The 24,591-nt window shown below is 65.2% G+C and carries 19 protein-coding genes and 2 pseudogenes; 13 read left to right on the top strand and 8 right to left on the bottom strand.

Annotated features, from left to right (window positions below; translation table 11 throughout):
- Positions 1 to 67 precede the first annotated feature (67 nt).
- Positions 68 to 912, bottom strand: a pseudogene (locus FLG15_RS14375) (C1 family peptidase).
- A 396-nt stretch (positions 913 to 1,308) separates the two neighbouring features.
- Between FLG15_RS14375 and FLG15_RS14370 the strand changes: the two are divergent.
- From FLG15_RS14370 to FLG15_RS14350, 5 genes are all read left to right on the top strand, one after another.
- On the top strand, positions 1,309 to 1,920 hold the full coding sequence (locus FLG15_RS14370) for a GNAT family N-acetyltransferase (RefSeq protein WP_057678373.1): 612 nt from the start codon (positions 1,309 to 1,311) through the stop codon (positions 1,918 to 1,920).
- A gap of 121 nt (positions 1,921 to 2,041) precedes the next feature.
- Positions 2,042 to 2,926 (top strand): carbon-nitrogen hydrolase family protein, encoded by an 885-nt coding sequence (locus tag FLG15_RS14365; protein ID WP_057678372.1) that lies wholly within the window; start codon positions 2,042 to 2,044, stop codon positions 2,924 to 2,926.
- A gap of 19 nt (positions 2,927 to 2,945) precedes the next feature.
- Positions 2,946 to 4,037 carry a DUF3616 domain-containing protein gene (locus FLG15_RS14360; RefSeq protein ID WP_150146631.1) on the top strand — a complete coding sequence of 364 codons (1,092 nt, stop codon included), beginning with the start codon at positions 2,946 to 2,948 and terminating at the stop codon, positions 4,035 to 4,037.
- A 68-nt stretch (positions 4,038 to 4,105) separates the two neighbouring features.
- Positions 4,106 to 5,509: a glutamate--tRNA ligase gene (gltX, locus tag FLG15_RS14355; protein WP_017157170.1), complete on the top strand. Its 1,404-nt coding sequence runs from the start codon at positions 4,106 to 4,108 to the stop codon at positions 5,507 to 5,509.
- 13 nt (positions 5,510 to 5,522) lie between these two features.
- Positions 5,523 to 6,029, top strand: coding sequence for a transcriptional repressor (locus tag FLG15_RS14350; RefSeq protein ID WP_017157169.1), 507 nt, complete (start codon positions 5,523 to 5,525; stop codon positions 6,027 to 6,029).
- Between the two features lie 321 nt (positions 6,030 to 6,350).
- On the opposite strand, the gene FLG15_RS14345 is transcribed toward FLG15_RS14350, so the two are convergent.
- Complete coding sequence (locus FLG15_RS14345) at positions 6,351 to 6,992, bottom strand: TetR/AcrR family transcriptional regulator (protein WP_057678371.1); 642 nt, start codon at positions 6,990 to 6,992, stop codon at positions 6,351 to 6,353.
- Between the two features lie 107 nt (positions 6,993 to 7,099).
- Here FLG15_RS14345 and FLG15_RS14340 point away from each other — a divergent pair, with 107 nt between their 5' ends.
- The 5 genes from FLG15_RS14340 to FLG15_RS14320 all read left to right on the top strand — a co-directional run bounded on the left by FLG15_RS14340 (position 7,100) and on the right by FLG15_RS14320 (position 14,227).
- Positions 7,100 to 8,314 (top strand): efflux RND transporter periplasmic adaptor subunit, encoded by a 1,215-nt coding sequence (locus FLG15_RS14340; RefSeq protein WP_057678370.1) that lies wholly within the window; start codon positions 7,100 to 7,102, stop codon positions 8,312 to 8,314.
- A 17-nt stretch (positions 8,315 to 8,331) separates the two neighbouring features.
- Entirely contained in the window at positions 8,332 to 11,475 is a 3,144-nt protein-coding gene (locus FLG15_RS14335) for an efflux RND transporter permease subunit (RefSeq protein ID WP_150146628.1), read from the top strand.
- Between the two features lies 1 nt (position 11,476).
- Positions 11,477 to 12,982: an efflux transporter outer membrane subunit gene (locus FLG15_RS14330; protein ID WP_057678368.1), complete on the top strand. Its 1,506-nt coding sequence runs from the start codon at positions 11,477 to 11,479 to the stop codon at positions 12,980 to 12,982.
- Complete coding sequence (locus tag FLG15_RS14325) at positions 12,975 to 13,661, top strand: TetR/AcrR family transcriptional regulator (RefSeq protein ID WP_057678367.1); 687 nt, start codon at positions 12,975 to 12,977, stop codon at positions 13,659 to 13,661. The genes FLG15_RS14330 and FLG15_RS14325 overlap by 8 nt, the downstream gene beginning before the upstream one ends.
- Before the next feature lie 95 nt (positions 13,662 to 13,756).
- Positions 13,757 to 14,227 carry a (R)-mandelonitrile lyase gene (locus FLG15_RS14320; protein ID WP_057678366.1) on the top strand — a complete coding sequence of 157 codons (471 nt, stop codon included), beginning with the start codon at positions 13,757 to 13,759 and terminating at the stop codon, positions 14,225 to 14,227.
- Between the two features lie 109 nt (positions 14,228 to 14,336).
- On the opposite strand, the gene FLG15_RS14315 is transcribed toward FLG15_RS14320, so the two are convergent.
- Positions 14,337 to 15,245, bottom strand: a complete 909-nt coding sequence (locus FLG15_RS14315) for an AraC family transcriptional regulator (RefSeq protein ID WP_057678365.1) — start codon at positions 15,243 to 15,245, stop codon at positions 14,337 to 14,339.
- A 226-nt stretch (positions 15,246 to 15,471) separates the two neighbouring features.
- Between FLG15_RS14315 and FLG15_RS14310 the strand changes: the two genes are divergently transcribed.
- Positions 15,472 to 15,675 (top strand): hypothetical protein, encoded by a 204-nt coding sequence (locus FLG15_RS14310; protein WP_057678364.1) that lies wholly within the window; start codon positions 15,472 to 15,474, stop codon positions 15,673 to 15,675.
- A gap of 320 nt (positions 15,676 to 15,995) precedes the next feature.
- Here FLG15_RS14310 and FLG15_RS14305 read toward each other — a convergent pair whose 3' ends face one another.
- Complete coding sequence (locus tag FLG15_RS14305; RefSeq protein ID WP_057678363.1) at positions 15,996 to 16,910, bottom strand: LysR family transcriptional regulator; 915 nt, start codon at positions 16,908 to 16,910, stop codon at positions 15,996 to 15,998.
- 100 nt (positions 16,911 to 17,010) lie between these two features.
- Here FLG15_RS14305 and FLG15_RS14300 point away from each other — a divergent pair, with 100 nt between their 5' ends.
- Together FLG15_RS14300 and FLG15_RS14295 are read left to right on the top strand one after the other, a co-directional pair.
- Positions 17,011 to 18,228, top strand: coding sequence for an MFS transporter (locus FLG15_RS14300; protein ID WP_057678362.1), 1,218 nt, complete (start codon positions 17,011 to 17,013; stop codon positions 18,226 to 18,228).
- Positions 18,229 to 18,384: 156 nt separating this feature from the next.
- On the top strand, positions 18,385 to 19,416 hold the full coding sequence (locus tag FLG15_RS14295; protein ID WP_039570585.1) for an aldo/keto reductase: 1,032 nt from the start codon (positions 18,385 to 18,387) through the stop codon (positions 19,414 to 19,416).
- Between the two features lie 80 nt (positions 19,417 to 19,496).
- On the opposite strand, the gene FLG15_RS14290 is transcribed toward FLG15_RS14295, so the two are convergent.
- The 4 genes and pseudogenes from FLG15_RS14290 to FLG15_RS14275 form a co-directional block, all read right to left on the bottom strand.
- Positions 19,497 to 20,093, bottom strand: coding sequence for a hypothetical protein (locus FLG15_RS14290; RefSeq protein WP_057678361.1), 597 nt, complete (start codon positions 20,091 to 20,093; stop codon positions 19,497 to 19,499).
- Between the two features lies 1 nt (position 20,094).
- Positions 20,095 to 21,915, bottom strand: a pseudogene (locus tag FLG15_RS14285) (S8 family serine peptidase).
- Between the two features lie 108 nt (positions 21,916 to 22,023).
- Positions 22,024 to 22,632, bottom strand: a complete 609-nt coding sequence (locus FLG15_RS14280; protein WP_057659931.1) for a hypothetical protein — start codon at positions 22,630 to 22,632, stop codon at positions 22,024 to 22,026.
- A gap of 1 nt (position 22,633) precedes the next feature.
- Positions 22,634 to 24,412 carry a S8 family peptidase gene (locus FLG15_RS14275; protein WP_150147694.1) on the bottom strand — a complete coding sequence of 593 codons (1,779 nt, stop codon included), beginning with the start codon at positions 24,410 to 24,412 and terminating at the stop codon, positions 22,634 to 22,636.
- Between the last annotated feature and the right edge of the window lie 179 nt (positions 24,413 to 24,591).

Raw genomic sequence — 24,591 nt, 5'->3', positions numbered from 1 at the left:
TGCCTGTCGTGTCGATCCCGGCGGCGGCATGCGCCACCCGCCGGGATCGACAGGGCCGATGCGGCCCTCAGTTGGCGATATGCGCCTCGATCACGTCCTTGGCCACCACCGACCAGGATAGCTTGGCGAATCCTTTGTTGCCCCAGCCTTTGCCCCAGCTGTTTTCGATCAGCAAGCCTTCTTGGTCGTAGCCCAGCGCAATCACTTCGTGGCCGCCTTCGATGGGGGTTTTGGTATCGTAGTCAACATTATTGGTTTGGTCGAGATAAAAGAAGCCGCTGCGGACCCAGAGGCCGATCGCCACCGGGGTGCTATTGGAAAGCGATTGCTTGATCGCATTGATCAACTTGCGTCCGCCATTGCCTGAAAATCGGCGAACAGCGCGGTATACGACTTATAAGGCGGTTTGTATTTGCCGGCGTTGACGTATTCGTCCTTGGTGGGCTTGTCCTTCCAGTCGTAGGCTCCCTGGAAATAGTGGGGCTGTGTGTCGATGCCTTGCGCGATGGCCAGCCGTAGCGCGTCGCTCGCCGATGCCGCTCCGCCGTCGTACTGGGAGCCACCGAGATTGATTTGGGAGTAGACGTACATGGGGGCGAACTTGGTCGTCTTCTGCTGGTAGGCGTTGGCGTACCAACCCGCCAACGTATAGCCGACCGCCCATCCGACGCAGGAGTTGACTTCTTTCTGATCGCCGGGTTCGATCGCCCAGCGGGTCAGATCGACTCTGGCGGGAAGCGCTGCGATCGTCGCCTCCTCGGTCATTCCCTGCTCCACCATCATCGGCAGGGCGGGTTGGATCTGGGGCGATGGAATCAGGCCCATTCCATGGGGCGTCGGCTGTGCATGCGCCGTAGCGGACAATCCCAGGAGCCCGATGATGCTGAGGGTAAGCGTGCGCTGCAGGATCATGTAGTGATTCCAAAGTGAGGCGCGGGGCATGCACTCGGCATCGGAGTGCGCCGAGTCCCCGCGCGGAGCCGCGGTAAAGGGGTCTGAAGTGGTGCTCGCCGTGGTCCTCGGCCCGTTGAACCCGGTGGCCAGCGTTGCGGCTGCATCGTGTTTGCATGGAGCGGCTGCCGACGCCACGTACAGATAGTCGATGTGTTGGCGCCGACAAAGGCGCCGCGATGCGAAGAAATGCATGCATAACGGAATCGTGCAGGGGCCGTGCGTTGCAAATTGCGAGCGCGTCTTGCCGCTTTCGGTGTTCGCACAACCGCAGAGGGCGCTTGCCTGCCAGCAGTCGGGCAACCGCCGCGCGGAGCGCATGGCCACGTCGAGCCATCGCCGTCAGGCTGGCTTATCATGCCATGCATGACTGACATGTCCCTCACCGTCGACACGGTGCGTGGCGAGGCGGTGTTGGCGCATCTGGATGCGTTGGCGCGGCTGCGCGTCGCCGTCTTCCGTGCATGGCCGTATCTGTACGAAGGCGATGCGGATTACGAGCACGGTTATCTGGCCGCCTACGCGGCCTCGCCGGACAGCGTGTTCGTGCTCGTCCGCGATGGTGATGCGGTGGTCGGCGCCTCCACCGGCCTGCCGCTGCTCGACGACAGCGACGCGTTCCACGCACCGTTCCGTGCGGCAGGCATCGATCCGGCCGGCGTGTTCTATTTCGGCGAATCGGTGCTGCTGCCGGCGTATCGAGGGCAGGGGATCGGCCATGCATTTTTCGACCGGCGCGAAGCGCATGCACGCGCGCTGGGCCGCTTTGGATTGACCGCGTTCTGCTCGGTGGAACGGGCGCCCGACGACCCGCGCCAACCAGCCGATTACCGCCCTAACGATGCGTTCTGGCGCAAGCGCGGTTACGCCCCGCAGCCGGGCATGCGGGTGCACCTGCACTGGGCGGAGTTGCAACATGGCGAGATCGACCACAGCTTGTCTGTGTGGACACGTGCGTTGCCGCAGTGAGCGGCTACCGCCCTACAGCGACTGACAAGCGTCGCCGGCGGTGTACAAGCTCGCTGCACGCTGCCTCGCCAGGCGCTCTGATTGCTTCGCCGCGTCGATCCAACAACCCAAAGGCCACCAGATGAAAATTGCCGTTGCCAAATACCCCATCGGCAAGCCTGTCGATTTCGCTGCATTTGCGGCGCGCCAATCGACCCTGATCGCCGAAGCCGCCAACGCCGGTGCGCGGGTGGTGGTGCTGCCCGAATATCTGTCGCTGGAGCTGGGCGCAACGTTCGACACGCAGATTTCTGCCGGCCTGCCCGAATCGCTGGTGGCGATCCAGGCGCTGCGTGGGCCATGGCTGGAACTGTTTGCGCGGTTGGCGCGGGAACATCGGCTGCATCTGATTGCCGGCAGTTTCCTGCTGGATCTGGGCCACGGCCGCTACCGCAATCGCAGCGACTGGTTTACGCCGGAGGGCCTGCACGGCTGGCAGGACAAGCTGCAGCTCACCGGCTTCGAAAAGGCCACCGGGCTGATCGAGCCGGGCGACGAACTGAAGGTGTTCGAGCTGGACGGCATGCGCGCCGCGATTGCGATCTGCTACGACAGCGAGTTCCCGCTGCCGGTACGTGCGCAATACGAGGCCGGTGCGCGCTTGTTGATCGTGCCCAGCTGCACCGACACCGCTGCCGGCGCCATGCGCGTGCGCATCGGATGCCTGGCGCGCGCGCTGGAAAATCGCGTGTTCGTGGCGCAGTCGGTGACCGCAGGCCAAGCGCCGTGGAGCCCGGCGTTGGACATCAATACCGGCGAGGCGGCGGTGTTTGCGCCGATGGATGTCGGCTTCCCCGCCGATGGCGTGCTGGCGCAGACCCAGGGCCAGGCCGTGTGGGCACTGGCCGAGTTGGACTTCGCCGCGTTCGAGGCCAGCCGCACGCAGGCGCAGGTGGCCAACGACCGCGATTGGCCGGGGCAGTTGGCGCCCGATGTGACGCGTGCCAAGCTGGCTGCGTTCGGTTGATCCCTTGCCGCAGGTGCCCATGGCCAAGAAAACCCTGATTCCGCATAGCGTCCGGCTCGAGTTCGCGCCCGGTGCGCTGGTGCACAGCAATCTGTCCGGCGCCGCCTTCACCGACGATTGGCTGTGGGTGGCCGGCGACGAAGCCTGCGCGGTGGACCGGCTGCGCAAGCTCGACCCCGCACAGCGGCAGACGCTGCGCTTCGGCGAAGGGCAGAGCTTCCCGCTGGCGGACCTGCTAGATCTGCCGGGCGAAGACGGCGAGGAGGCCGACCTGGAAGGCATGGGGCTGTCGGATGGATTCTTGTGGGTCGTCGGCTCGCACGGCAGCAAACGCAAGAACGCCAAGCGCGGCCGCGACGACGCCGAAAACGCCAAACGCCTGACCAAGTTGAAGCTCGATGCCAATCGCCGCCTGCTGGCCTGCCTGCCGATCGAATATGCGCAAGACGGCACCCCGCAGCTGGTGCGCGAAGCGGCCGACGGCCGCCGGGCGCTGCGGCTCAAGGGCGATGCCAAGCACAACCAGCTCACCGACCTGCTTGCCGACGACCCGCATTTTGGTCCGTTCCTGAAGATTCCCGGCAAGGACAACGGCTTCGATATCGAAGGCATCGTGGTCGATGGCCAGCGTTTGCTGCTGGGCCTGCGCGGGCCGGTGCTGCGTGGCTGGACGGCATTGCTGGAGATCCAGGTGGAAGCCCACGGCGACCACTTGCGCCTGGCCCCGCTGGACGAAGACGGCACCCTGCTGCGCAAGCATTTCCTGCAGTTGGGTGGGCTGGGCATCCGCGACCTGCATTATTCCGGCGACGATCTGTACCTGCTGGCCGGGCCGACGATGGTCTTGAACGGCGAAATCCGCCTGTTCAAATGGCCGGATGCGCGCACCGTGCTGGCCGCCAACCGCGCACCGGTGCGCTTCCAGCACGACCTGCTGGAATCGGCAGTGCTGCCGCATGGCAAGGACTGCGACCGCGCCGAGGCCATCTGCAACCTGCCCAGGCAACTGGCGGGCAAGATTCCCACCTGGCTGGTGCTGTACGACGCGCCGGGCACGGCCCGCAGCGACGGCGAGTGCGTGGTGTACGGCGACCTGCTGCGCAACCGCTGAGCCAGGGGCCGGGCAGGGCCACGCTGCGCAAGGTAAAATCGGGCGACTCCCGTTTTGCCGAGCGCTCCATGACCTGCCGCACCCGTTTCGCTCCCAGCCCCACCGGTTACCTGCACATCGGCGGCGCCCGCACCGCCCTGTATTGCTGGCTGGAGGCACGCCACCGCGGCGGGCAGTTCGTGCTGCGCATCGAAGACACCGACCGCGAGCGCAGCACCCAGGCGGCCATCGACGCCATCCTGGAAGCGATGGAGTGGCTGGGCCTGGGTTACGACGAAGGTCCGATCTACCAGACCCAGCGCATTGCCCGCTATCAAGAGGTTGCCGAGCAGTTGCTCGCGCAGGGCAAGGCGTATTACGCCTACGAAACCCGCGAAGAACTCGACGCCATGCGCGAGGCCGCCATGGCCAGGCAGGAAAAGCCGCGCTACAACGGCGCCGCCCGCGAGCAGAACCTGCCGTATCGCGACGACCCCAATCGCGTCATCCGTTTCAAGAATCCCGTCGGCGGCACGGTGGTGTTCGACGACCTGATCAAGGGGCGCATCGAGATCGCCAACAGCGAGCTCGACGACATGGTGATCTTCCGCCCGGACGGGTTTCCCACCTACAACTTTGCAGTGGTGGTGGACGACTGGGACATGGGCATCACCGAGGTCATCCGCGGCGACGACCATATCAACAACACTCCGCGCCAGATCAATATCTATGAGGCACTGGGCGCACCGGTACCCAAGTTCGCGCACATGCCGATGATCCTGGACGAGCAGGGCGCCAAGCTGTCCAAGCGCACCGGCGCGGCCGACGTCATGCAGTACAAGGACGCCGGCTATCTGCCGCATGCATTGATCAATTATCTGGCGCGCCTGGGCTGGTCGCATGGCGACCAGGAGCTGTTCACCCAGCAGGAATTGCTGGACCTGTTCGACGTCAAGGACGTCAATTCCAAGGCCGCGCGCCTGGACATGGCCAAGCTCGGCTGGGTCAATCAGCATTATCTGAAGACCGACGACCCGGCCAGCATCGCCCCGCAGTTGGAGTACCAGCTTGCCAAGCTCGGGGTGGACATCGCTGCCGGCCCGGCCGCCGCCGATGTGGTGGTGGCGTTGCGCGAGCGCGTGCAGACCTTGAAGGAAATGGCCGAAAAAGCCGTGGTCTGGTACCGGCCGCTGGAAACCTATGACGAAGCGGCGGTGATGAAACACCTCAAGCTGGGCGCCGAGGTGCCGCTGGGCAAGGCGCGCGAGTTGCTGGCTGCGGTGGAGACGTGGAGCGTGGAGAGCGTCTCGGCGGCGCTGCACGACGCTGCTGCCGCGTTGGAACTGGGCATGGGCAAGATCGCCCAGCCGCTGCGCGTGGCCATCACCGGCACCCAGGTCAGCCCGGACATTTCGCAAACGGTGTACTTGGCCGGACGCGAGGGTGCCTTGAAACGCATCGATGCGGCACTCATCAAGATTGGAGCGGCCTGACGCCGGAGCCTGTATGACCAAGCATACCCACGCCCAAGACCTCGCCTGTACCGCACCGCATCACCACGTCGACGACGCCAACGGTTTCGTGCGCGCGGTGGAGCGTGCCTGCAGCGAACGCGGCCTGCGGCTGACGCCGATCCGCGCCAACGTGCTGCGGCTGATCGCCGACGCCGGCAAGCCGGTCAAGGCCTACGAACTGCTGGACTGGGTGCGCGAAGGCAAGGGCGTGGGCGCCGACGCCCCGCCCACGGTGTACCGCGCGCTCGATTTCCTGATGGCCAACGGCTTCGTGCACAAGCTCGAATCGGTCAATGCGTTCGTCGCCTGCCACCACCCCAACAGCGCCCAACACTCGGTGCCGTTCCTGATCTGCGACCGCTGCCACAGCGCGGTGGAGCTGGAAGATCGCGACGTGGTGTCGCAACTGGAAGCCCGCGCCAAGGCGCTCGGGTTCCAGCCGCAGGCACAGACGCTGGAAGTGCACGGCCTGTGCGCGAAATGCGCAGTGGCCGAGTGATCAGCGCCTAGGTCGCGCGTACACGCGGCCTGTTCCAAGGCGCTGGTGGCGCGATGCCCGGGTGGCAGCCTGCTTGCGATGGCAGCGTGTTGAAGCGCAATCGCAATACCGTCAATCGCAACCCCGCTCAATCGCCGCAGCGGCATGCTTGCGCCAACAATGTAGCATCGCTGCCTGGTCGAATCATGCGGTGATGACGACGCTGCCTTCTAGCCAGCGGGGCGGCGGCGTGGTTTAGACGTCTAAGTGGCTGCAGGCTTGGCGTCTGTACGTGCACTGCGCGTCCTCGCGCAGTGCAATGCAGTGACCTCGCAAGGGGCGTCACGCCGCTTTGCCGGCCTTGCCGCCATACGCGGCCAGAAACGTCTGCACCGCACGTCGCGTCGCGTCGTGCAGGAACTCGGGCGCGGGGTCCTTGAGTGCGCCAAACAGGCAGGGCATCAAGGTTTCCGATTCCAGCAAGGCAGCGTACTGGTGGGCGGCAAGCAGGGTGTCTTCGCAATGGAGCAGGCCGCAATCCACCTGTGCCTGCAGGTATTCGGCAAAGCGCTGGATGCCTTCCTCCTGCCCGGCGCTGAAATACAGCGCGCCGACCGCCGATCTGCCGGATACCCCGATGATGGTCTGCCAACTGGTGATATTGGGCGGGGCGCACAGGAACCGCAGCACATCCTCGCCGAAGCGCTGCAGTGCCTCATCGACCGGGCCGCTGCTTTGCGAAAGCGCATGCAGCAACGGATCGAAATAGCGGTCCGACATGTCCTTGGCAACGGCCACGAACAGCTCTTCCTTTGACGGAAAGTAGCCGTACAGCGTGCGCTTGGAGCCGCCCACGCGGGCGGCGATCTGCGACATCGACGCGCCTTCGAAGCCCAGCTCGAGGAAGACCTCGCTGGCCGCCTGGACGATGGCCTCGCGTTTTTCTTCGGTTCTGACCCGCATCGGGTTCTCCCAATAATTCATAAGTATACCGACTGGGCAGGAATGCTTGACGGCTACGGATGCGCTTATTAGGATACCGAACCGTACCGTTTAGATTTAATCATTACACCTCCGTCGGAGACCTGCCCGTGCGTGCCCATGCCTCGTTTCGCCCGTCGTTGCTTGCTGTTGCCGTCGTCGTCACCGCCCTGCTGAGCGCCTGCGGCAGCCCGCCGGGAGGCCCGCCGCCGCAGGAAGGCACCCCGGAAATGGGTGTGCTGACCGTCAAGCAGCAACCGGTGACCCTGACCACCGAATTGCCGGGGCGCACCGTTCCGTACCTGATCTCCGAAATTCGCCCGCAAGTGGGGGGCATCATCCAATCGCGCCAGTTCACCGAGGGCGGCGACGTCAAGGCTGGCCAGACCCTGTACCAGATCGACCCGGCCCAGTACCGCGCCAGCTATGCCAGCGCGCAGGCGTCGCTGGCCAAGGCCGAGGCGACCCTTCGCACCGCGCAGCTCAAGGCCGAGCGCTACAAGGAACTGGCGCAGATCAAGGCGATCAGCCAGCAGGAAGGTGACGACACCGATGCCGCGCTAGGTCAGGCCAAGGCCGACGTGGCAGCCGGCAAGGCCAGCGTGGAGACCGCGCGTATCAACCTGGCGTTTGCCCGGCTCGATGCACCGATCTCCGGACGCATCGGCCGCTCTAGCGTGACCCCGGGTGCGCTGGTGACCGCCAACCAGGCCACTGCGCTGACCACCATCCAGCAGTTGGACCCGATCTACATCGACGTCACCCAGCCCAGCAGTGCGGTGTTGCGTCTCCGGCAGGCGATGGCACGCGGCGATCTGGAACAGGCCGGCGACGGCGCGGCCAAGGTGTCGCTGCTGCTGGAAGACGGCAGCACCTACCCGCTGCAGGGGCACCTGGCGTTCTCCGACGTGACCGTCGACCAGAACACCGGCTCGATCACCCTGCGCGCAGTGTTCCCCAACCCGAACGCCGAGCTGTTGCCGGGCATGTACGTGCGCGCGGTGCTGCAGGAAGGCGTCAAGGAGCAGGGCATGCTGGTGCCGCAACAGGCGGTCTCGCGCAACGGCGCCGGTAAACCCACCGCCTTCGTCGTCGGCGCCGACCACAAGCTGCAGTTGCGCGTGCTGGAAACCGATCGCGCGGTGGGCGACCAGTGGCTGGTGCGCAGCGGCCTGAAGCCCGGCGAGCAAGTGGTCGTCGAAGGCGCGTCGCGCGCGCGCGATGGCATCGAGGTCAAGACCGTGCCGTGGCAGCCCAAGGCCACGCCCGCCGCCGGCAATGCTGCCGGTCCTGCTGCCCCGACCGCACCGCGTGCGGCCAACTGAAGGCGGGATCACACGTCATGGCACGTTTCTTTATCGATCGTCCGATCTTCGCCTGGGTGTTGGCCATCATCGTGATGCTGGCCGGCATCCTCTCCATCGCCACCTTGCCGATTGCGCAATACCCCAGCATCGCACCGCCGGCTGTCGCCATCACCGCCAACTACCCGGGCGCCTCGGCGCAGACGCTGGAAGACACCGTCACCCAGGTCATCGAGCAGAAGATGAAGGGGCTGGATCATCTCAGCTACATGGCGTCCACCAGCGAATCCAGCGGTGCGGTGACCATCACCCTGACCTTCGAAAACGGCACCGATCCGGACACCGCGCAGGTGCAGGTGCAGAACAAGTTGTCGCTGGCCACGCCGTTGTTGCCGCAGGAAGTGCAGCAGCAGGGCGTGACGGTGACCAAGTCGGCCACCAACTTCCTCAACCTGCTGGCGTTTACGTCCGAAGACGGCAGCATGAGCGATTCGGACCTGTCCGATTACGTGGCCGCCAATGTGCAGGAAACCATCAGCCGCGTCGAAGGCGTGGGTGACACCACCTTGTTCGGTTCGCAGTACGCGATGCGGGTGTGGATGGACCCCAACAAGCTGAGCAATTTCAACCTCACGCCCGTGGATGTGCGCAACGCGATCCAGGCGCAGAACGCGCAGATTTCCGCCGGCCAGTTGGGCGCGTTGCCGGCGGTGGCCAACCAGCAGCTCAATGCCACCATCACTGCGCAGACCCGGCTGAAGACCGCTGAGCAATTCGAAAGCATCCTGCTGCGCACCCAATCCGATGGCGCGCAGGTGCGCTTGCGCGATGTGGCCCGCATCGAGCTGGGCAGCGAAAGCTACAACACGGTGGGCCGTTACAACGGCAAGCCGGCTGCCGGTCTGGCGATCAAACTGGCCACCGGTGCCAATGCGCTGGATACGGTGCGCGCGATCGATAAAAGCCTGGAAGAGCAGGAAAAGTTCTTCCCGCCCGGCATGAAGGTGCAAAAGCCGTACGACACCACCCCGTTCGTGCGCATCTCCATCGAGCAGGTGGTGCACACGCTGGTGGAAGCGGTGGTGCTGGTGTTCCTGGTGATGTACCTGTTCCTGCAGAACTTCCGTGCCACGTTGATTCCGACCATTGCGGTGCCGGTGGTGCTGCTGGGCACTTTCGGTGTGCTTGCGGCGTTCGGTTTCACCATCAATACCTTGACCATGTTCGCGATGGTGCTGGCGATCGGTTTGCTGGTGGACGATGCGATCGTGGTGGTGGAAAACGTCGAGCGCGTGATGAGCGAGGAGCAGTTGTCGCCCAAGGACGCCACGCGTAAATCGATGGACCAGATTTCCGGGGCATTGATCGGCGTGGCGCTGGTGCTGGCGGCGGTGTTCGTGCCGATGGCGTTTTTCAGCGGATCCACCGGCGTGATCTACCGGCAGTTCTCGATCACGATCGTCTCGGCGATGACCTTGTCGGTACTGGTGGCGATGATCCTGACCCCGGCCTTGTGCGCCACCTTGCTCAAGCCCGTGCACAAGGGTCATGGCCTGGCCACCACCGGGTTCTTCGGTTGGTTCAACCGCCTGTTCGATCGCGGCAACACCGGCTACCAGGGCGTGGTGCGGCACATGCTCGGCAAGGGCTGGCGCTACATGCTCGCCTACGCGGCGTTGCTGGCCTTGGTGGTGTTCGGATTCATGAAGTTGCCGGTGGGATTCCTGCCGGACGAAGACCAGGGCACCTTGTTCGTGCTGGTGCAGTTGCCGCCCGGTGCCACCAATGCGCGCACCAGCGATGTGCTCAAGCAGGTGGAGCATCATTTCCTGGTCGACCAGAAGGATTCGGTTGCCGGTGTCTTCGCCGTGACCGGTTTCAGTTTTGCCGGTAGCGGCCAGAACGTGGGCTTTGCCTTCGTCAAGTTGCGGCCGTGGGACGAGCGCACCGGCAAGGGCCAGAGCGTCACCGACGTGGCGGCCAAGGCCGGGGCATTTTTTGCCGGTATCCGCGATGCCAAGGTGTTTGCGTTCGCACCGCCTGCGGTGTCGGAGTTGGGTAATGCCACCGGCTTCGATCTGATGCTGCAGGACCGCGCCAATCTGGGTCACGCGGCGTTGATGCAGGCGCGTAATCAATTGCTGGCAGAACTGTCGCAAGACAAGCGCCTGGTGGCGGTGCGCCCCAATGGCCAGGAAGACACGCCCGAGTTCAAGCTGGAAATCGACCCGCATAAAGCGCAGGCGATGGGCGTGTCGATCTCCGACATCAACGACACCTTCTCCAGCGCGTGGGGTAGCACCTACGTCAACGACTTCATCGACAAGGGCCGGGTCAAGAAGGTGATGCTGCAGGCCGATGCGCCATATCGCATGAACCCGCAGGACATCGACCACTGGTTCGTGCGCAACAGCGCCGGCACCATGGTGCCGTTCAACGCCTTCGCCACGGCAAGCTGGCAATCCGGGTCGCCGCGGCTGGAGCGTTACAACAGCGTGCCGTCGATGGAGATCCTGGGCATGGCGTTGCCGGGTGCGGCCTCCAGCGGCGAGGCAATGCAGATCGTCGAAGCCGCAGCCGCCAAGCTGCCACCGGGCATCGGTTTCGAGTGGACCGGGTTGTCGCGTCAGGAAAAAGCCTCGTCCGGTCAGACCGGCCTGTTGTACAGCGTCTCGATCCTGATCGTGTTCCTGTGCCTGGCCGCGTTGTACGAAAGCTGGGCGATTCCATTCTCGGTGATTCTGGTGGTGCCGCTGGGCGTGTTCGGCACGCTGCTGGCGGCCATGCTGACCTGGAAAATGAACGATGTGTACTTCCAGGTGGGCTTGCTCACCACCATTGGCCTGGCATCGAAGAACGCGATCTTGATCGTGGAGTTCGCAAGGGAATTGCACGAGAGCGGCAAGAGCCTGGTGGCCGCAGCACTGGAAGCGGCGCGCATGCGCTTGCGGCCGATCCTGATGACCTCGTTGGCCTTCATCCTCGGCGTGGTGCCGCTGGTATTGACCAGCGGTGCCGGCGCCGGCGCGCAGCACGCGCTGGGCACGGCCGTGATCGGCGGCATGGTCTCCGGCACGGTGCTGGCGATCTTCTTCGTGCCGCTGTTCTTCGTGCTGGTGTGCGGCCTGTTCCAGCGCCGTGCACAACCTGCCTCGCCCGCACCGCAACCCACAGGACACTGACATGACCGCGATTCGCATGACTCTTTGCGCGCTTGGCGTGGCCAGCGTGCTTTCCGGTTGCACGCTGATGCCGCGCTACACGCGGCCCGACGCACCGGTGCCCGCGCAATTTGCCGGCACGGATGTGTCGGCAGCCCCTCCGGCTGCCGCTGCCGATACCGGCAGCACCACCGACACGGCGTACATCGCCGACATCGGCTGGCGTGAGGTCTTCACCGATCCGGCGCTGCAGCAGGTGATTGCGCTGGCACTGGACAATAATCGCGACCTGCGCGTGGCCGCGCTCAATATCGAGGTCGCCCGCGCGCAATACCGGGTGGATCGCGCCGCGCTGCTGCCCGCCATCGAGGGCACCGGCACCGCCAACAATGCGCGCACGCCCTCGGAGCTAGCCATTCCCGGCCAGCCGCAGGTGTTCCGCACCTACAGCGCCAACATCGGCATCAGTGCCTACGAGCTGGACCTGTTCGGGCGCGTGCGCAGCCTGAAGGAACAGGCGTTGCAGCAATTCCTGTCCACCGCCGAGGCACGCCGCAGTACGCATATCAGCCTGGTGGCAGAAGTGGCCACCGCCTACCTGACCTTGGCGGCCGACCAGCAGTTGCTGCAGCTGGCGCAATCCACCCTGAGCAGCCAGAGCGACAGTTATCGTCTGCAGCAGCGCAGCTTCGAACTGGGCGCGGCTTCGCAACTGACCTTGCGTCAGGCGCAGACCACGGTGGAAACCGCACGTGTGGATGTGGAGCGCTACACCGCGCAGGTGGCGCAGGATCGCAATGCCCTGGTGCTGCTGGTCGGCAGGTCGGTGCCGGTGGAATTGCTGCCACATGCACTGCCCGACAACGCGAGCGTGGAAGGCAATGTGTTGGCCAGCGTGCCGGCCGGCCTGCCATCGCAGTTGCTGCAACGTCGCCCGGACATCCTGGAAGCCGAGCGCAACTTGCGTGCGGCCAACGCCAATATCGGTGCGGCGCGGGCAGCGTTCTTCCCCAGCATCAGCCTGACCGCATCTACCGGTTCGTCCAGCAGCAGCCTGTCCAGGCTGTTCGATGCCGGCACGCGTGCCTGGAGTTTCGTGCCCACGCTGACCTTGCCGATCTTCAATGCCGGGCGCAATCGCGCCAATCTGGACATGGCCAAGGCCAATCGCGATATCGAAGTGGCGCGCTACGAAAAATCGATCCAGAGCGCGTTCCGCGAGGTTTCCGACGCGTTGGCGCAGCGCGACACGCTGGGCAGGCAATTGCAGGCCCAGCAAGCGCTGGTGGATGCCACAGCCGATAGCTACAAGCTGTCGCAAGCGCGTTTCGAACGCGGCATCGACAGCTATCTGCAGGCGCTGGATGCGCAGCGCTCGCTGTACAGCGCGCAGCAGACCTTGATCAACACCCAGCTGTCGCGCTTCACCAACCTGGTGACGTTCTACAAGGCCATGGGCGGAGGCTGGCTGCAAACCGCTGCGCCCACTGCCGCCGCGACCCCGCCAGCGGAGCCGTCGCGTGGATGACGATGCGCCACCCGTTGCGCCCAGGCGTGCGCCACACGAAAAGCGTGGCGCCATCCTGGCGGCGGCAGGCGTGCTGTTTCAGCAGCACGGTTTCGACCGGACCAGCATGGACACCATCGCCGAACGCGCGATGGTGTCCAAGGCCACGGTGTATGCGCATTTTGCGTCCAAGGAGGTGCTGTTCCGCACTACTTTGGAAGCGCTGGCGCAGGCCTCGCCCAATCGCTGGACGGCCTTGCTGGAGCTGCAGGGCCCGTTGGAGCGGCGCCTGGCTGCGGTGGCCGATGCAGTGCTGCGCGTGTCTGCCAGCAGCATGCGCGATGATGCCGCCTATGGCCTGGTGCGCCCGCCACTGCTGCCTGGCCAGATGCGCGAGGAAATGTGGACGCTGTGCTTCGGGCGCTACGACACCATGATGCGCACGCTGTTGGCGCGCGAGGTGCAACGCGGCGCCTTGGTGATCGACAACGTGCCCGATGCATCGGTGCACTTCTTCGGATTGATGACCGGGCGGCCGGCCACCGCTGCCGCGCGCGACGATGCGACAGACGCGCAATCGGTACAGCTGGATGCGGATGCGTATGTCAGCGGTGCGGTGGCGTTGTTCCTGCGGGCGTATCGACCGGGCGCGGTGGTGCCGGAGGCTGACGGCAAGCGCGAGGTGCCCCGCGGATTTTAGGCCGCCCGGGGTGCGATGAAGCATGCGTGCGTGCCCAGGTCATGCCAGTGGACGAGCGCGCTACAGTGCGCAGGCTCAAATGAAGGAGCACTGCAATGCAACTGTTCGCGACCGCGATGTCCGTCTCCATGCTGGCCGCCGTGACACCGGATGAGGCCGCGCAGCCGATCAAGGTGAGCAAGGCGGGCGGGGCGCCGTCGGCAGTGGGGTCGGCCGCGTATTTCACCGGCAAGGTGCGCATCGACGCACCGTTCCAGGCCGACGCACCGGCACGCGTCGGCGGCGCCACCGTCACCTTCGAGCCGGGCGCGCGCACTGCATGGCATACCCATCCGCTGGGCCAGACGCTGATCGTGACCGCTGGCGCGGGGCGCGTGCAGGAGTGGGGCAAGCCGGCGCAGCAAATTCGCCCGGGCGATATCGTGTGGATTCCGCCTGGCGTCAAGCATTGGCACGGCGCCAATGCCAACGTGGCGATGACGCATATCGCCATTGCCGAATCGCAGGACGGCACTCCTGTCACCTGGCTGGAGCAGGTGAGCGAGGCGCAATACGCGCAGGAGTAGACGGATGTGGATGCCGATACTGGCGCGGTGATGGTGCCGCCTTGGCGTAAGCGAACGCTGCGGCGGATGGCCGGGGCCGCGGTGCGGCCTGCGCCGCGTACAGCAGCGCTTACGCCGCTTCGGTGGCGTCCTGCGCGTTGGCACGCAGCCGTTGCGCATCGCGCGCAGGCGAGATGCCGAGAATGCGTGCGTAGTCGCGACTGAACTGCGATGCGCTCTCATAGCCAACCCGGAAGCCGGCATCGGCGGCGGTCAGCGCCTCGGCCACCATCAGGCGGCGTGCTTCGTGCACGCGCAGCTGCGAGCGGTATTCCAGCGGCGTCAGCGTGGTCACCGCCTTGAAATGCGCATGGAAGGTGGAGCGGCTCATTGCCGAGAGATCGGCGATCTGCTCGATGCTGAAGCGCTGCGCATAGTGCTCGCGCAACCACACGATGGCCCTGGAAATCTGGTTGAGCCGGCTGTCGGCGATGGCCATCTGGCGCACCGCCGCATTGGCCGGGTCGGCCATCAGGCGGTACAACAGTTCGCGCACGATCAGTGGAGCGAGCGCGGCAATTTCATGCGGTTGATCGAGCAGGCGCGCCAGCCGTAGCGCAGCGTCCTGCAACTGCGGCGTGCTGCGATTGAGCAGCAACCCGGCCGATGCCGCGTCGCGCTGGGTGTCCACCAGTTCCGGATGATTGATCGCAAGCTCGCTGAACACCGCGGTGTCCAGGTCCAGGCAGAAACACAGATACGGTTGCGCGCTGCTGGCTTCGATGACCGAGCCGACGATGGGCAGATCCACCGACGCCACCAGGTACATCTGCGGGTGATAGACGTACGCCTGCGCGCCCAGCATTGCCTGCTTGCGGCCTTGCGCCACCAGACACAGCATGGGTGTATACACAGTGGGCATGGCCACTGTCGGCGATGCGCTGCGCATGATCTGCAACCCGGCGATCGGCGTGGAATGCATGCCGTCGCCAGGCGCATGACGCAGCAATATCGTGCTCAACTCGGTCAGCGAAGACATGCGAAAACCCGTCGACGATGCAATGCGGCCCAGCCGCGAGGGCACCGATCGTACAAGAGTGCAGGTGGTGTGGGCGGCAAGGTCCATTGCGCGGGTTGTGGGCGTGCGCCCGCCGCCAAGCGCTGCCGCAGTCGTGGCCGCCTTCGCTTTAACTGCGCGTTGGCCCTGATAGGGCGATCACGGGCCGGCCGTATCATGGCGAGGTCTCTTGCATCCACCTGCTGCCATGCCCGCAAAACGTTCCAGCTTTCCAACGCCGACCAGCCCTGCCGAGTGGAAGCGGCTCCAAGCCGCCGCCGCCGCCGAATTGGCGCGGCGTACCGCACAGGCGCATCTGCAGATCCTGGGGCTGTTGCGAACGCACGGACATCTGTTGAGCGATGCGCAGCGGCGTCGCCTGCACAAGCGCCTGCTGCGCGGCGGGCGTTGATCTGCCGGAGCGATTGCCGCAGCGGTTGCGCACGCCGCCGGCCTAGGCGTGCGGTCGTGCACGGTCATGCTGACCGCAGGGGCGGTAGCTTGCCAGTCCCGTCATGCGGCCGATCGCCGCGCGTTCGGGCAGCCAGTCACTCATGCGGTCGGCGCGCGTGGGACGCAGCGTAGAGCTCACCGATGCTGTCGTTTCCGACGGTGACTGGCATGCCGCAGACGGCGCCATCCGCCGGCTCGCGGTCGCGGCGCTCGCGTGTCGCTACGGCGCCATCCGCACGGCAAGCGCCGATGCCGGCCGGCCCCATGCGCGCGGCGGCGCTATGTCGACAGCTCCCAAGGCGGCTGCTCGCCCAGCCGCTCCAGCAGGAACTCCACGAACGCACGCACGCGCGGCGGTTGCAGCTGGCGCGCCGGCATCACTGCGCTGATCTGCGAGGTGGGCGGGGGGTAGTCGCGCATCACTTCGACCAGGCGGCCGCTGCGCAATTCGTCGGCGATGTGCCAATACGAATGAACCGCGATGCCCTGGCCGGCGACCACGGCGTCGCGTATCAGCTCGCCGAAGTTGCTTTCGAAGCGGCTCTGCATGCGCACGCGCACCGGTCCACCGTCTGGCGTTTGCAGTGTCCACACGTCCTGGCGGCCGTCACGGCCCATCAGCAACACGCCGGCGTGCTGTGCAAGTTCGTCCGGCGTGCGTGGCGTGCCGTGACGCTGCAGGTAGGCGGGCGAGGCCGCCAGGGTTCGGCGGTTGTCGGCAATCCGCCGGGCCACCAGCCCGGAGTCCTCCAGTGGTCCGATCCGGATCGCCAGATCGAAACCCTGTTTGACCAGGTCCACCAGGTCGTCGCTCAGGTGGGCGCTGATGCGCAGGCGCGGATGGCGGGCCTGGAATTCGGGCAGCAGCGGCGACACGTATTGCCGCCCGAATGAGGCGGACAGGGTCATGCGCAGCACGCCACCCACATCGTGCGCGCTTTCGCGCAGGTCCTCGGCCAGTGCGTCCAGGTCTTCCACCAGCACGCGGCCGCGTTCGGCCAGCCGCTGGCCTTCGGCAGTGGGATGCAGGCGGCGCGTGGTCCGGTGCAGCAGGCGCACGCCCAGCTCGCGTTCCAGGCGCTTGAGACGCTGGCTGGCGACCGCCACCGACAGATCCAGGCTGCGCGCGCCTGCGGTGATCGAGCCCAGGTCGAGCACGCGCAGGAACAGGGCAATGTCGCCAAGACGGTCCATGCAATTGTCAACGATTGATTGAAAGTGAATCAGGATAGCAGGGGTTTTTGCAAGTAAACGCAGCGCGCAGGCTGTGCGGAGTCTCCCTTGGCCCATGCCCATGTCCAACATTACCTTTGCGCGTTCGCCGCGCTTTCCGCCGGCGTTGCTGGCCCTGACCATCGGTGCCTTCGGCATTGGCACGACCGAGTTCGTGATCATGGGGCTGCTGCAGCAGGTGGCCGCAGATCTGGGCGTTTCGCTCAGCGCGGCGGGCCTGTTGATCAGCGGTTATGCGCTGGGCGTGTTCGTCGGTGCGCCGGTGCTGACCCTGGCCAGCGCACGCCTGCCGCGCAAGGCGGTGCTGGTCGGGCTGATGCTGATCTTCACCGTCGGCAACGTGGCCTGCGCGCTGGCGCCGGACTACACCAGCCTGATGGTTGCGCGGGTGCTGACATCGCTGGCCCACGGCACGTTTTTCGGCGTCGGCGCGGTGGTGGCGACATCGCTGGTGCCGGCCGAACGCCGCGCGTCGGCCATCTCGCTGATGTTTGCCGGGCTGACCGTGGCCACCTTGCTCGGGGTGCCGGCCGGTGCCTGGCTGGGCCTGCAACTGGGCTGGCGCGCGACCTTCTGGGCGGTGGCGGCGATCGGTGTGCTGGCCACTGCCTCGGTCGCGGTGTGGGTGCCGGCCGCGGCGGGTGCTGCCACGCCGGCGTCGTGGCGGCAGGAAGTGGCGGTGTTGCAGCGGGGGCAGGTGCTGCTGGCGCTGGCGATCACGGTGGTGGGCTATGCCGGCGTGTTCGCAGTGTTCACCTACATCCAGCCGCTGCTGCTGCAGGTCACCGGCTTTGCGCAAGCGGCAGTGTCGCCTGTGCTGCTGGTGTTCGGTGTCGGCATGATCGTCGGCAATCTGTTGGGCGGGCGGTTGGCGGACCGTCGCCCCACTGCGGCGTTGCTGGGCAGTCTGGCGGCATTGGTGGTGGTGCTGGGCGCACTGGGGTTTGCCCTGCACAGCAAGGCCGCGATGGTGGCTGTTGTGGGGCTGCTGGGCGTGGCCGCCTTCGCTACCGTGGCGCCGCTGCAGTTGCGGGTGCTGGAACATGCGCGCGGCGCCGGCCAGAACCTGGCGTCCAGCCTCAACATCGCCGCCTTCAACCTGGGCAATGCGCTGGGCGCGTGGCTGGGTGGTGTGGTGATCGCCACGCAGGCCGGCCTGGTCGCAACGCCCTGGGTGGCCGCGCTGTTGAGTGCCATCGGGCTGGGCCTGGCGCGATGGAGCGTGCAGTTGCAACGCCGCCGCGCGACTGCGCCACTGGCCTGTACGCAGATGGGTTGAGCTGGTTGCCCGCTGGTCATTGGCCACGTTGGCGCACTGCGCGCCAGGCGGCGTTCGAGGCGCATAAACACTGGTTTGGCGCCCAACACTCCACAAGCGCAAACGGCCAGCGGTCACCCAGCGCATCTCTCATTCAACGTGAACAAGGAATTCTCAATGGAAACCCGTCTACTCGGCCGTTCAGGTTTCAAGGTGCCCGTGCTTGGCCTGGGTGCCGGCACGTTCGGCGGCAAGGGGCCGCTGTTTTCTGCATGGGGCGACACCGATGTGGCGCAGGCGCGGCGCATGGTCGAGGTGTGTTTGGAAGCAGGGCTCAACCTGTTCGATACCGCCGATGTGTATTCCGATGGCGCGTCCGAAGACATCCTTGGCCAGGCGCTGCAAGGCCGCCGCGATCAGGTGATTGTTTCGACCAAGACCGGCCTGCGCCTGGGCGATGGCCCCAACGATGCCGGCGCGTCGCGCTTCCGTTTGCTGCGTGCGGTGGAGGCATCGTTGCGACGTTTGCGCACCGACTACATCGATCTGCTGCAGCTGCATGCGTTCGATGCCATGACGCCGATGGAAGAGACCCTGTCCACGCTGGATGGCCTGGTGCGCGCGGGCAAGGTGCGCTATCTGGGCGCGTCCAATTATTCCGGGTGGCAGTTGATGAAGTCGCAGGCGGTCGCCGATGCGCACGGCTGGAGCCGCTTCGTCGCCAACCAGACGTATTACTCGCTGGCCGGGCGCGACTACGAGTGGGAGCTGATGCCGCTGGGTATCGACCAAGGCATCGGGGCGGTGGTGTGGAGCCCGCTCGGTTGGGGGCGGCTGACCGGCAAGCTGCGGCGTGGCCAGCCATTGCCGCAACACAGCCGTCTGCATGCCACCGCCGCGGCCGGCCCGGCGATCGACGATGCGCGCTTGTTCGACATCGTCGATGCGCTCGATGCCGTTGCCGCAGAGACCGGCCGCAGCGTGCCGCAGATCGCCATCAACTGGCTGCTGCAGCGGCCGACCGTAAGCACGGTGCTGATCGGCGCACGCAACGAAGCGCAACTGCGCGAAAACCTCGGTGCGGTGGGTTGGTCGTTGACTCACGACCAGCGTGCCCGCCTGGATCAGGCCAGCGCAGTGGAGCCGCCGTACCCGTACTACCCCTATTGGCGCGGGCAGTTCGCAGAGCGCAGCCCGCTGCCGCTGTAGGGCGGGCTGCGCCAAACGCGCCACGCGGCAAGCCAATGCAGGGTGGCGCGCATGATTGCCGCAGTGCTAGTGAAGTTGCATCACAATGGCCGTGCCGCCGGAACGATCACTTCCGGCTTGATCGCTCCCACGCCGTTGCTGCCTTGCAGCTGGCGGCAATTGTCCAATGCCGTCATCGCCGAGGTGTAGCCGATCATCGCGCTGCCGTCGGTAGCGGAGGCATAGATCAGTCTGCCGCCCGTACGCGCAGCCAGTGCGCGGGCGATGGCTGGCGTGGTATCGAACAATTTGATCGAAGCACCGAGCAATGCCGGCTGGCCGCTACGCGTTTCCAGCGCGGCAACGACGCTCGCCGATGCTGCGCTGCGCGTGGTGCGCGCAACCGCGTCCGCGGCGCCGCTGGTGTCGAGGTAGATCGCGTAGCGATCGACGCGGGCAACCGGTGCCTTCGTGCTGGTTTGCGTGCTTCTTGGCGATTGCGTGGACGCAGTGCCGCGCGTGGCCTCGGCCAGCTGTACCACCGCTGCTGGCATCAGCCGGAAACTGGCGCGGTCCACCACAACGGTTTGTCCGGTTGCGGCAGCACGCAGGCGGGCGCGATCGAACACCTGTGCCGAGGCAGGTGCAGACATGCTGGCGGCAACGACGCACAACAGTGCGATCAGAGAAGTTTTCATGTCAGTGGCCCACCACGCGCATTTCGAATTCCTGCAGTTGTTCCTTGCCGTTGTCGGCGAGCATGTCGTCCACCTCCAATGTTCAGCGACCGGCTGACGCTTCGTCCAGGAACGCATTGCTGGAGGTCAGGAAGACCACGAAGCCATCGCCCGGATCGAGCGTGGAAAACGGCGTCATCACGGTGCTGCGGGTGCCGCTGGGCGAGACCAGCACGGCGCGCAACTGACGAGGATTCTTGTGCGTCCCTGCGAAGTACAGCTGGACGCCTTCCACCTTGAAGGACTGCTTGATGTCGATCGCCAATCGCGCTGGCGAGCTGATACCGCCGATGGTGCTGCTTTTTCCGTCATAGACGGTCCACTCGGTGTCTTGCATTGCAGGCAGCGGAGTGAAATGCACCGCACGCTCCACCGCCGCGGCTGCATCCACCAAGCCGAAGCCATACCAATTGCTGAAATGGTGGCCGGCCGCGTTGGTGATCCAGGCGGGCTCGATCACGGCGTCCTTGTAGAACGCCTTGGCTTGATGAGGATCGACCTGTACCGCCGTCGTTGCCAGGATGTATTTGACATCGCGCAGTGTCAGCTGCGGGTTGGCGCTCAGCATCAGCGCCGCGACGCCTGCAACTGTCGGCGCGGAGGCAGAGGTGCCATTCATGCGTGCGCTGTAGTTGCACGAGGCATCGATTTTCGAGTGGCTGGTATCCAGCGCGTTCTGCGGCGCGCGCGTGCGGTCGCGATTATTGCCTGCCGCGCAACCGCTCAGATCGGTGGTGACGATCGCCGGTGAGAAGAATGGCTGCGGACCCTGCGCAGCGAGCAGTGTATAGAGCGGGCTGAACGTCTCAGGGTGCGGATCGAAGCGACGCTGGAAGCCAAATTCGCCGGACAGCCCGGACACCCACAATGCCGATCCGGGCGATGAGTAGCTCGCGCGTACGCCGTTGGCATTGACTGCACCGACCACAATCATGGTGGTCAGGCTGTTGAGGTTGTCGATATTGGCGCTGCTGCAGGCGACACCGAGCTGCCGGGTCTGGTCGCTGCAGCGATCGATCAGCGTGCCCTGTGCATCCACATCGAGCAGCGTATTGAAATCGTTGCCAGCTGCCTTGACGTAGATGCCGCCCTTGCCGCCACGCTGGGCACGCATCATTTTTTCCAGGGAGCGCTGCTCGTCGAGATCGCTGAATGGATAGACCGCTGTCGAGATGCCGAAGCTGTTGTTGAACACGTCCATCGCACGGGCTTCCGGGCCATCGCCCCAGGAGTAGCGGATGTCGACGTATTGCTTGCTGCCGTCATTCTCGGAAATTGCGTTGAAGCCAGCCACATTCGCCTCCGGCGCGACGCCACGTCCACCCAGGCCATTCCATCCACGTGCGGCGATGATGCCGGCGACCGCGGTGCCGTGGTCATTGTCGATTTCATCCGCAGGCGGCGTCGGATCGTTGGAACCATTCAAGAAGTTGTGCGAGCCGCCGGCAACGATGTTGTCGACCAGATCCTCGTGCGCAATCTCAAGCCCGCCATCGATGACCGCCATCTTGACTCCAGCGCCACGGATGCCGAGCGTATGCAGGATGTCCACATCCAGATCGACTCCTGGCCGTGGACGTTGGTCGCCGAACACCGGCTGGCCTTGATTGAGCAGATGCCATTGGTAGCGGAACAACGGGTCGCTGGTTTGGTTTGTGTTCTGCGTTGTCCTGGTCGGCGCATCGACCCCGTTTGCTGCAGCAGCGGCTGTCAGCGAGAAGGGGCCCAGCGCCAGCAGGCAGGCGCAAGACAGCGGCAATCGCCGCGGGAGAGAGGTTGTCATGGCATGGTATCGGTCATGGTGGTGTACGCAGATGCAGGTGTCGGCCAGACCGGCCGGCCTGCTGCCCGCCGTGGAACGGCCGCAGGGGTCAGCCTGCGGCCGGTGTATTTACATCGGTTGCATGACCGCCTGCATGACCACCAGCGCCGCCTGCGCGACAACGCTGCTGCGCTGCAGGCCGGGTAGTGCACGCTGGGCGCTTTCCACCGATGCATAGGTGATCACTGCGCTGCCGTCTACCGTCGAGGTGTACGCAATGGTCCCGCCGGTGCTGGCCGCCAGCGATGTCGCCGTGGCCGGCGTCGTGCCGGTGAGTTTCACCTGCGGGTTGACCAGCACGACACGACCGTTGCGCTCATTGACCGCAGCGGCGATGGGGCGTTCGGTGTTGGTGGCGAGACTGCGCGCAGCACCTGCAGGCGCATCCAGTACCACCGCATACGGCCCGATACGCGCGGCGACCTTGTCGTTGGGGGCCACTGCACCTGTACTGCCGGCTTTGGCTGCCGATCGCTGCGCTGATGCTGCGTTCCGTGGCGGCATGTGCTCGCTCACCACTGTGCCCGGCAGCATGCGGAACGTGTCCGCTCCGGAGGTGAAACGCACGCCGGTCGCTGCCGCACGCAGGGCATTGGCGTCCATGTATTGCACTGCCTGGGCAGCACCGGTTGCGGCCATGGACAGCGTCAACACGCAAGCAAGAATGATCGGTTTCATATCAGTGCCCCACGATGCGAAGTTTGAAAGCGTTGAGTGCGACAGTGCTCCTGGGGTCGCTCATGTCGGTGACTTCCAGAGTCCAGATGCCGCGCGATTTTTCGTCCAGGAACGCATTGCTGGAGGTCAGGTCGATGTAGAACCCCGTCTGCGCATAAGCAGCCGGATCCAGGACGGAAAACGGCGTGGCGACCACGCTGCGCGTCCCGCTCGGCGACACCAGCACCACACGCAGGTTGGACGGCGTCTTGTGCGCCGACTGCAGCGACAGCTGCACCGCTTCCACCTTCATGGCCTGCTGCACACGGATGCGCAGCTTGCCCGGTCGCGCCGGGCCACCGATCTGGCTGGCCACGTCGGTGGAGCTGACCCACTGGGTGTCGCGCATGGGCGGCAGCGGCGTGAAATAGCGCGCCTTGTAGACCGCGGCCGCGGCATCGGCCAGGCCGAAACCGTACCAGTTGCTGAAACGGTGCCCGGCTGCGTTGGTGATCCAACCCGGATCGATCACGCTGCCCTGGTAGACCACCCGCGGCTGGTACGGATCGATCTGGCGCGCGGTGGTCGCAAGAATATATTTGACGTCGCGTGCGCTCAGGCTCGTATTGGCACTGAGGATCAACGCAGCCACGCCAGACACGGTGGGCGCTGCAGCCGAGGTGCCATTCATGATCGCGTTGTAGTTGCACGACGCATCGATCTTCGAGTTGCTGCCATCCAATGCGTTGTAGACCACGTCGGGAGCTTCGACGTTCTCGCCCGCTGCGCAGCCGCTGAGATCGGTGGTGACGATCGCCGGGTCGTAGGCATAAGGCGCCGAATCCGGGGCAAAGGTCGACGCTGCGTTGGGATAGAACTTGCGTTGAAAGCCGAACTCGCCACCAAGGCCGGAGACCCACAACGCAGAGCCTGTGGACGAATACGAGGCATGGGTGCCCTTTGCATTCAGACTGGCCACGACGATGGTCCCGGGCAGATTTGCCAACGGGTCGATGTTGGCCAGCGAGCAGCCGACTTTAAATTCACGCGATTGTGCGCTGCAGATATTGACGCGGTTTCCGTTCTCGTCGGGCGCAAGGAACCGCTGGAAGCTATTGCCTGCAGATTTGACATAAATGCCGCCAAGGCCTCCACGTGTCGACCCCATCAATGCTTGCCAGGTGCGCTGGTCTTCCAGAGGAAAATCCAAATAGAACGGGGCAGCCGCCCCCCAGCTGTTGTTGAAGACATCGATATTGCGCGCCTCCGGACCATCGCCCCATGCATACCGGATGCTGGCATCAGTATTCGAAGAATCGCGTGCAAGAAAGTCGAATCCTGCCAGTTGCACTTCTGGCGCCACGCCGCGTCCGCCGCGGCCATTCCAACCCACCGCACCGATGATGCCGGCGACGGACGTGCCGTGACCGTTGCGCGGGTCGATCGGCGTGGTGTCGTGCGAGCCGTCGCCGAAATTGTGCGACCCGTTCGGCAGGATGTTGTCTGCCAGATCTTCATGGCCCAATTCGAGCCCATTGTCTATTACGCCGACCCGCACGCCGCGTCCGCGAATGCCCAGGGCATGCAGGATGTCGACATCCATGTCCACGCCGGCGACCGGACGGCTGTCGCCGATCACGGCCTGCCCCTGATTGGAGAGATGCCACTGGTACCGCAGCAACGGGTCGTTGCCATTGGCCTTGGCCGTGGCGCTGGTAGTGGCCGGGGTGGTGGCAGCCGCTGCCTGCGCGGCAGCAAGTACCGACAGTGGTGTGCTGCCGGCGAGGAGGGCAACGATCAACAGCGTGAGAGGTCGCCTGCGAAAAGAGTTCATTCCGTCTGATTCCAGTCAAAGGGTGGGCGCCGTCGAAGTGACACAGTCCTCCGTCAGGCCAACCGCGCGATCGGCCCTTGCAACTGCTCCACTCCACGAAAGCTCGCGCCTGTGAAGCCGGTGTTGGTGGAGCCGGAAGGAGGAAT

This window comes from Xanthomonas phaseoli pv. dieffenbachiae, assembly GCF_008639345.1.
GTDB classification, from domain to species: Bacteria; Pseudomonadota; Gammaproteobacteria; order Xanthomonadales; family Xanthomonadaceae; genus Xanthomonas; species Xanthomonas phaseoli.
The sequence above is the reverse complement of the archived record's forward strand: the minus strand, read 5'-3'. Positions and strand labels throughout refer to the sequence as shown.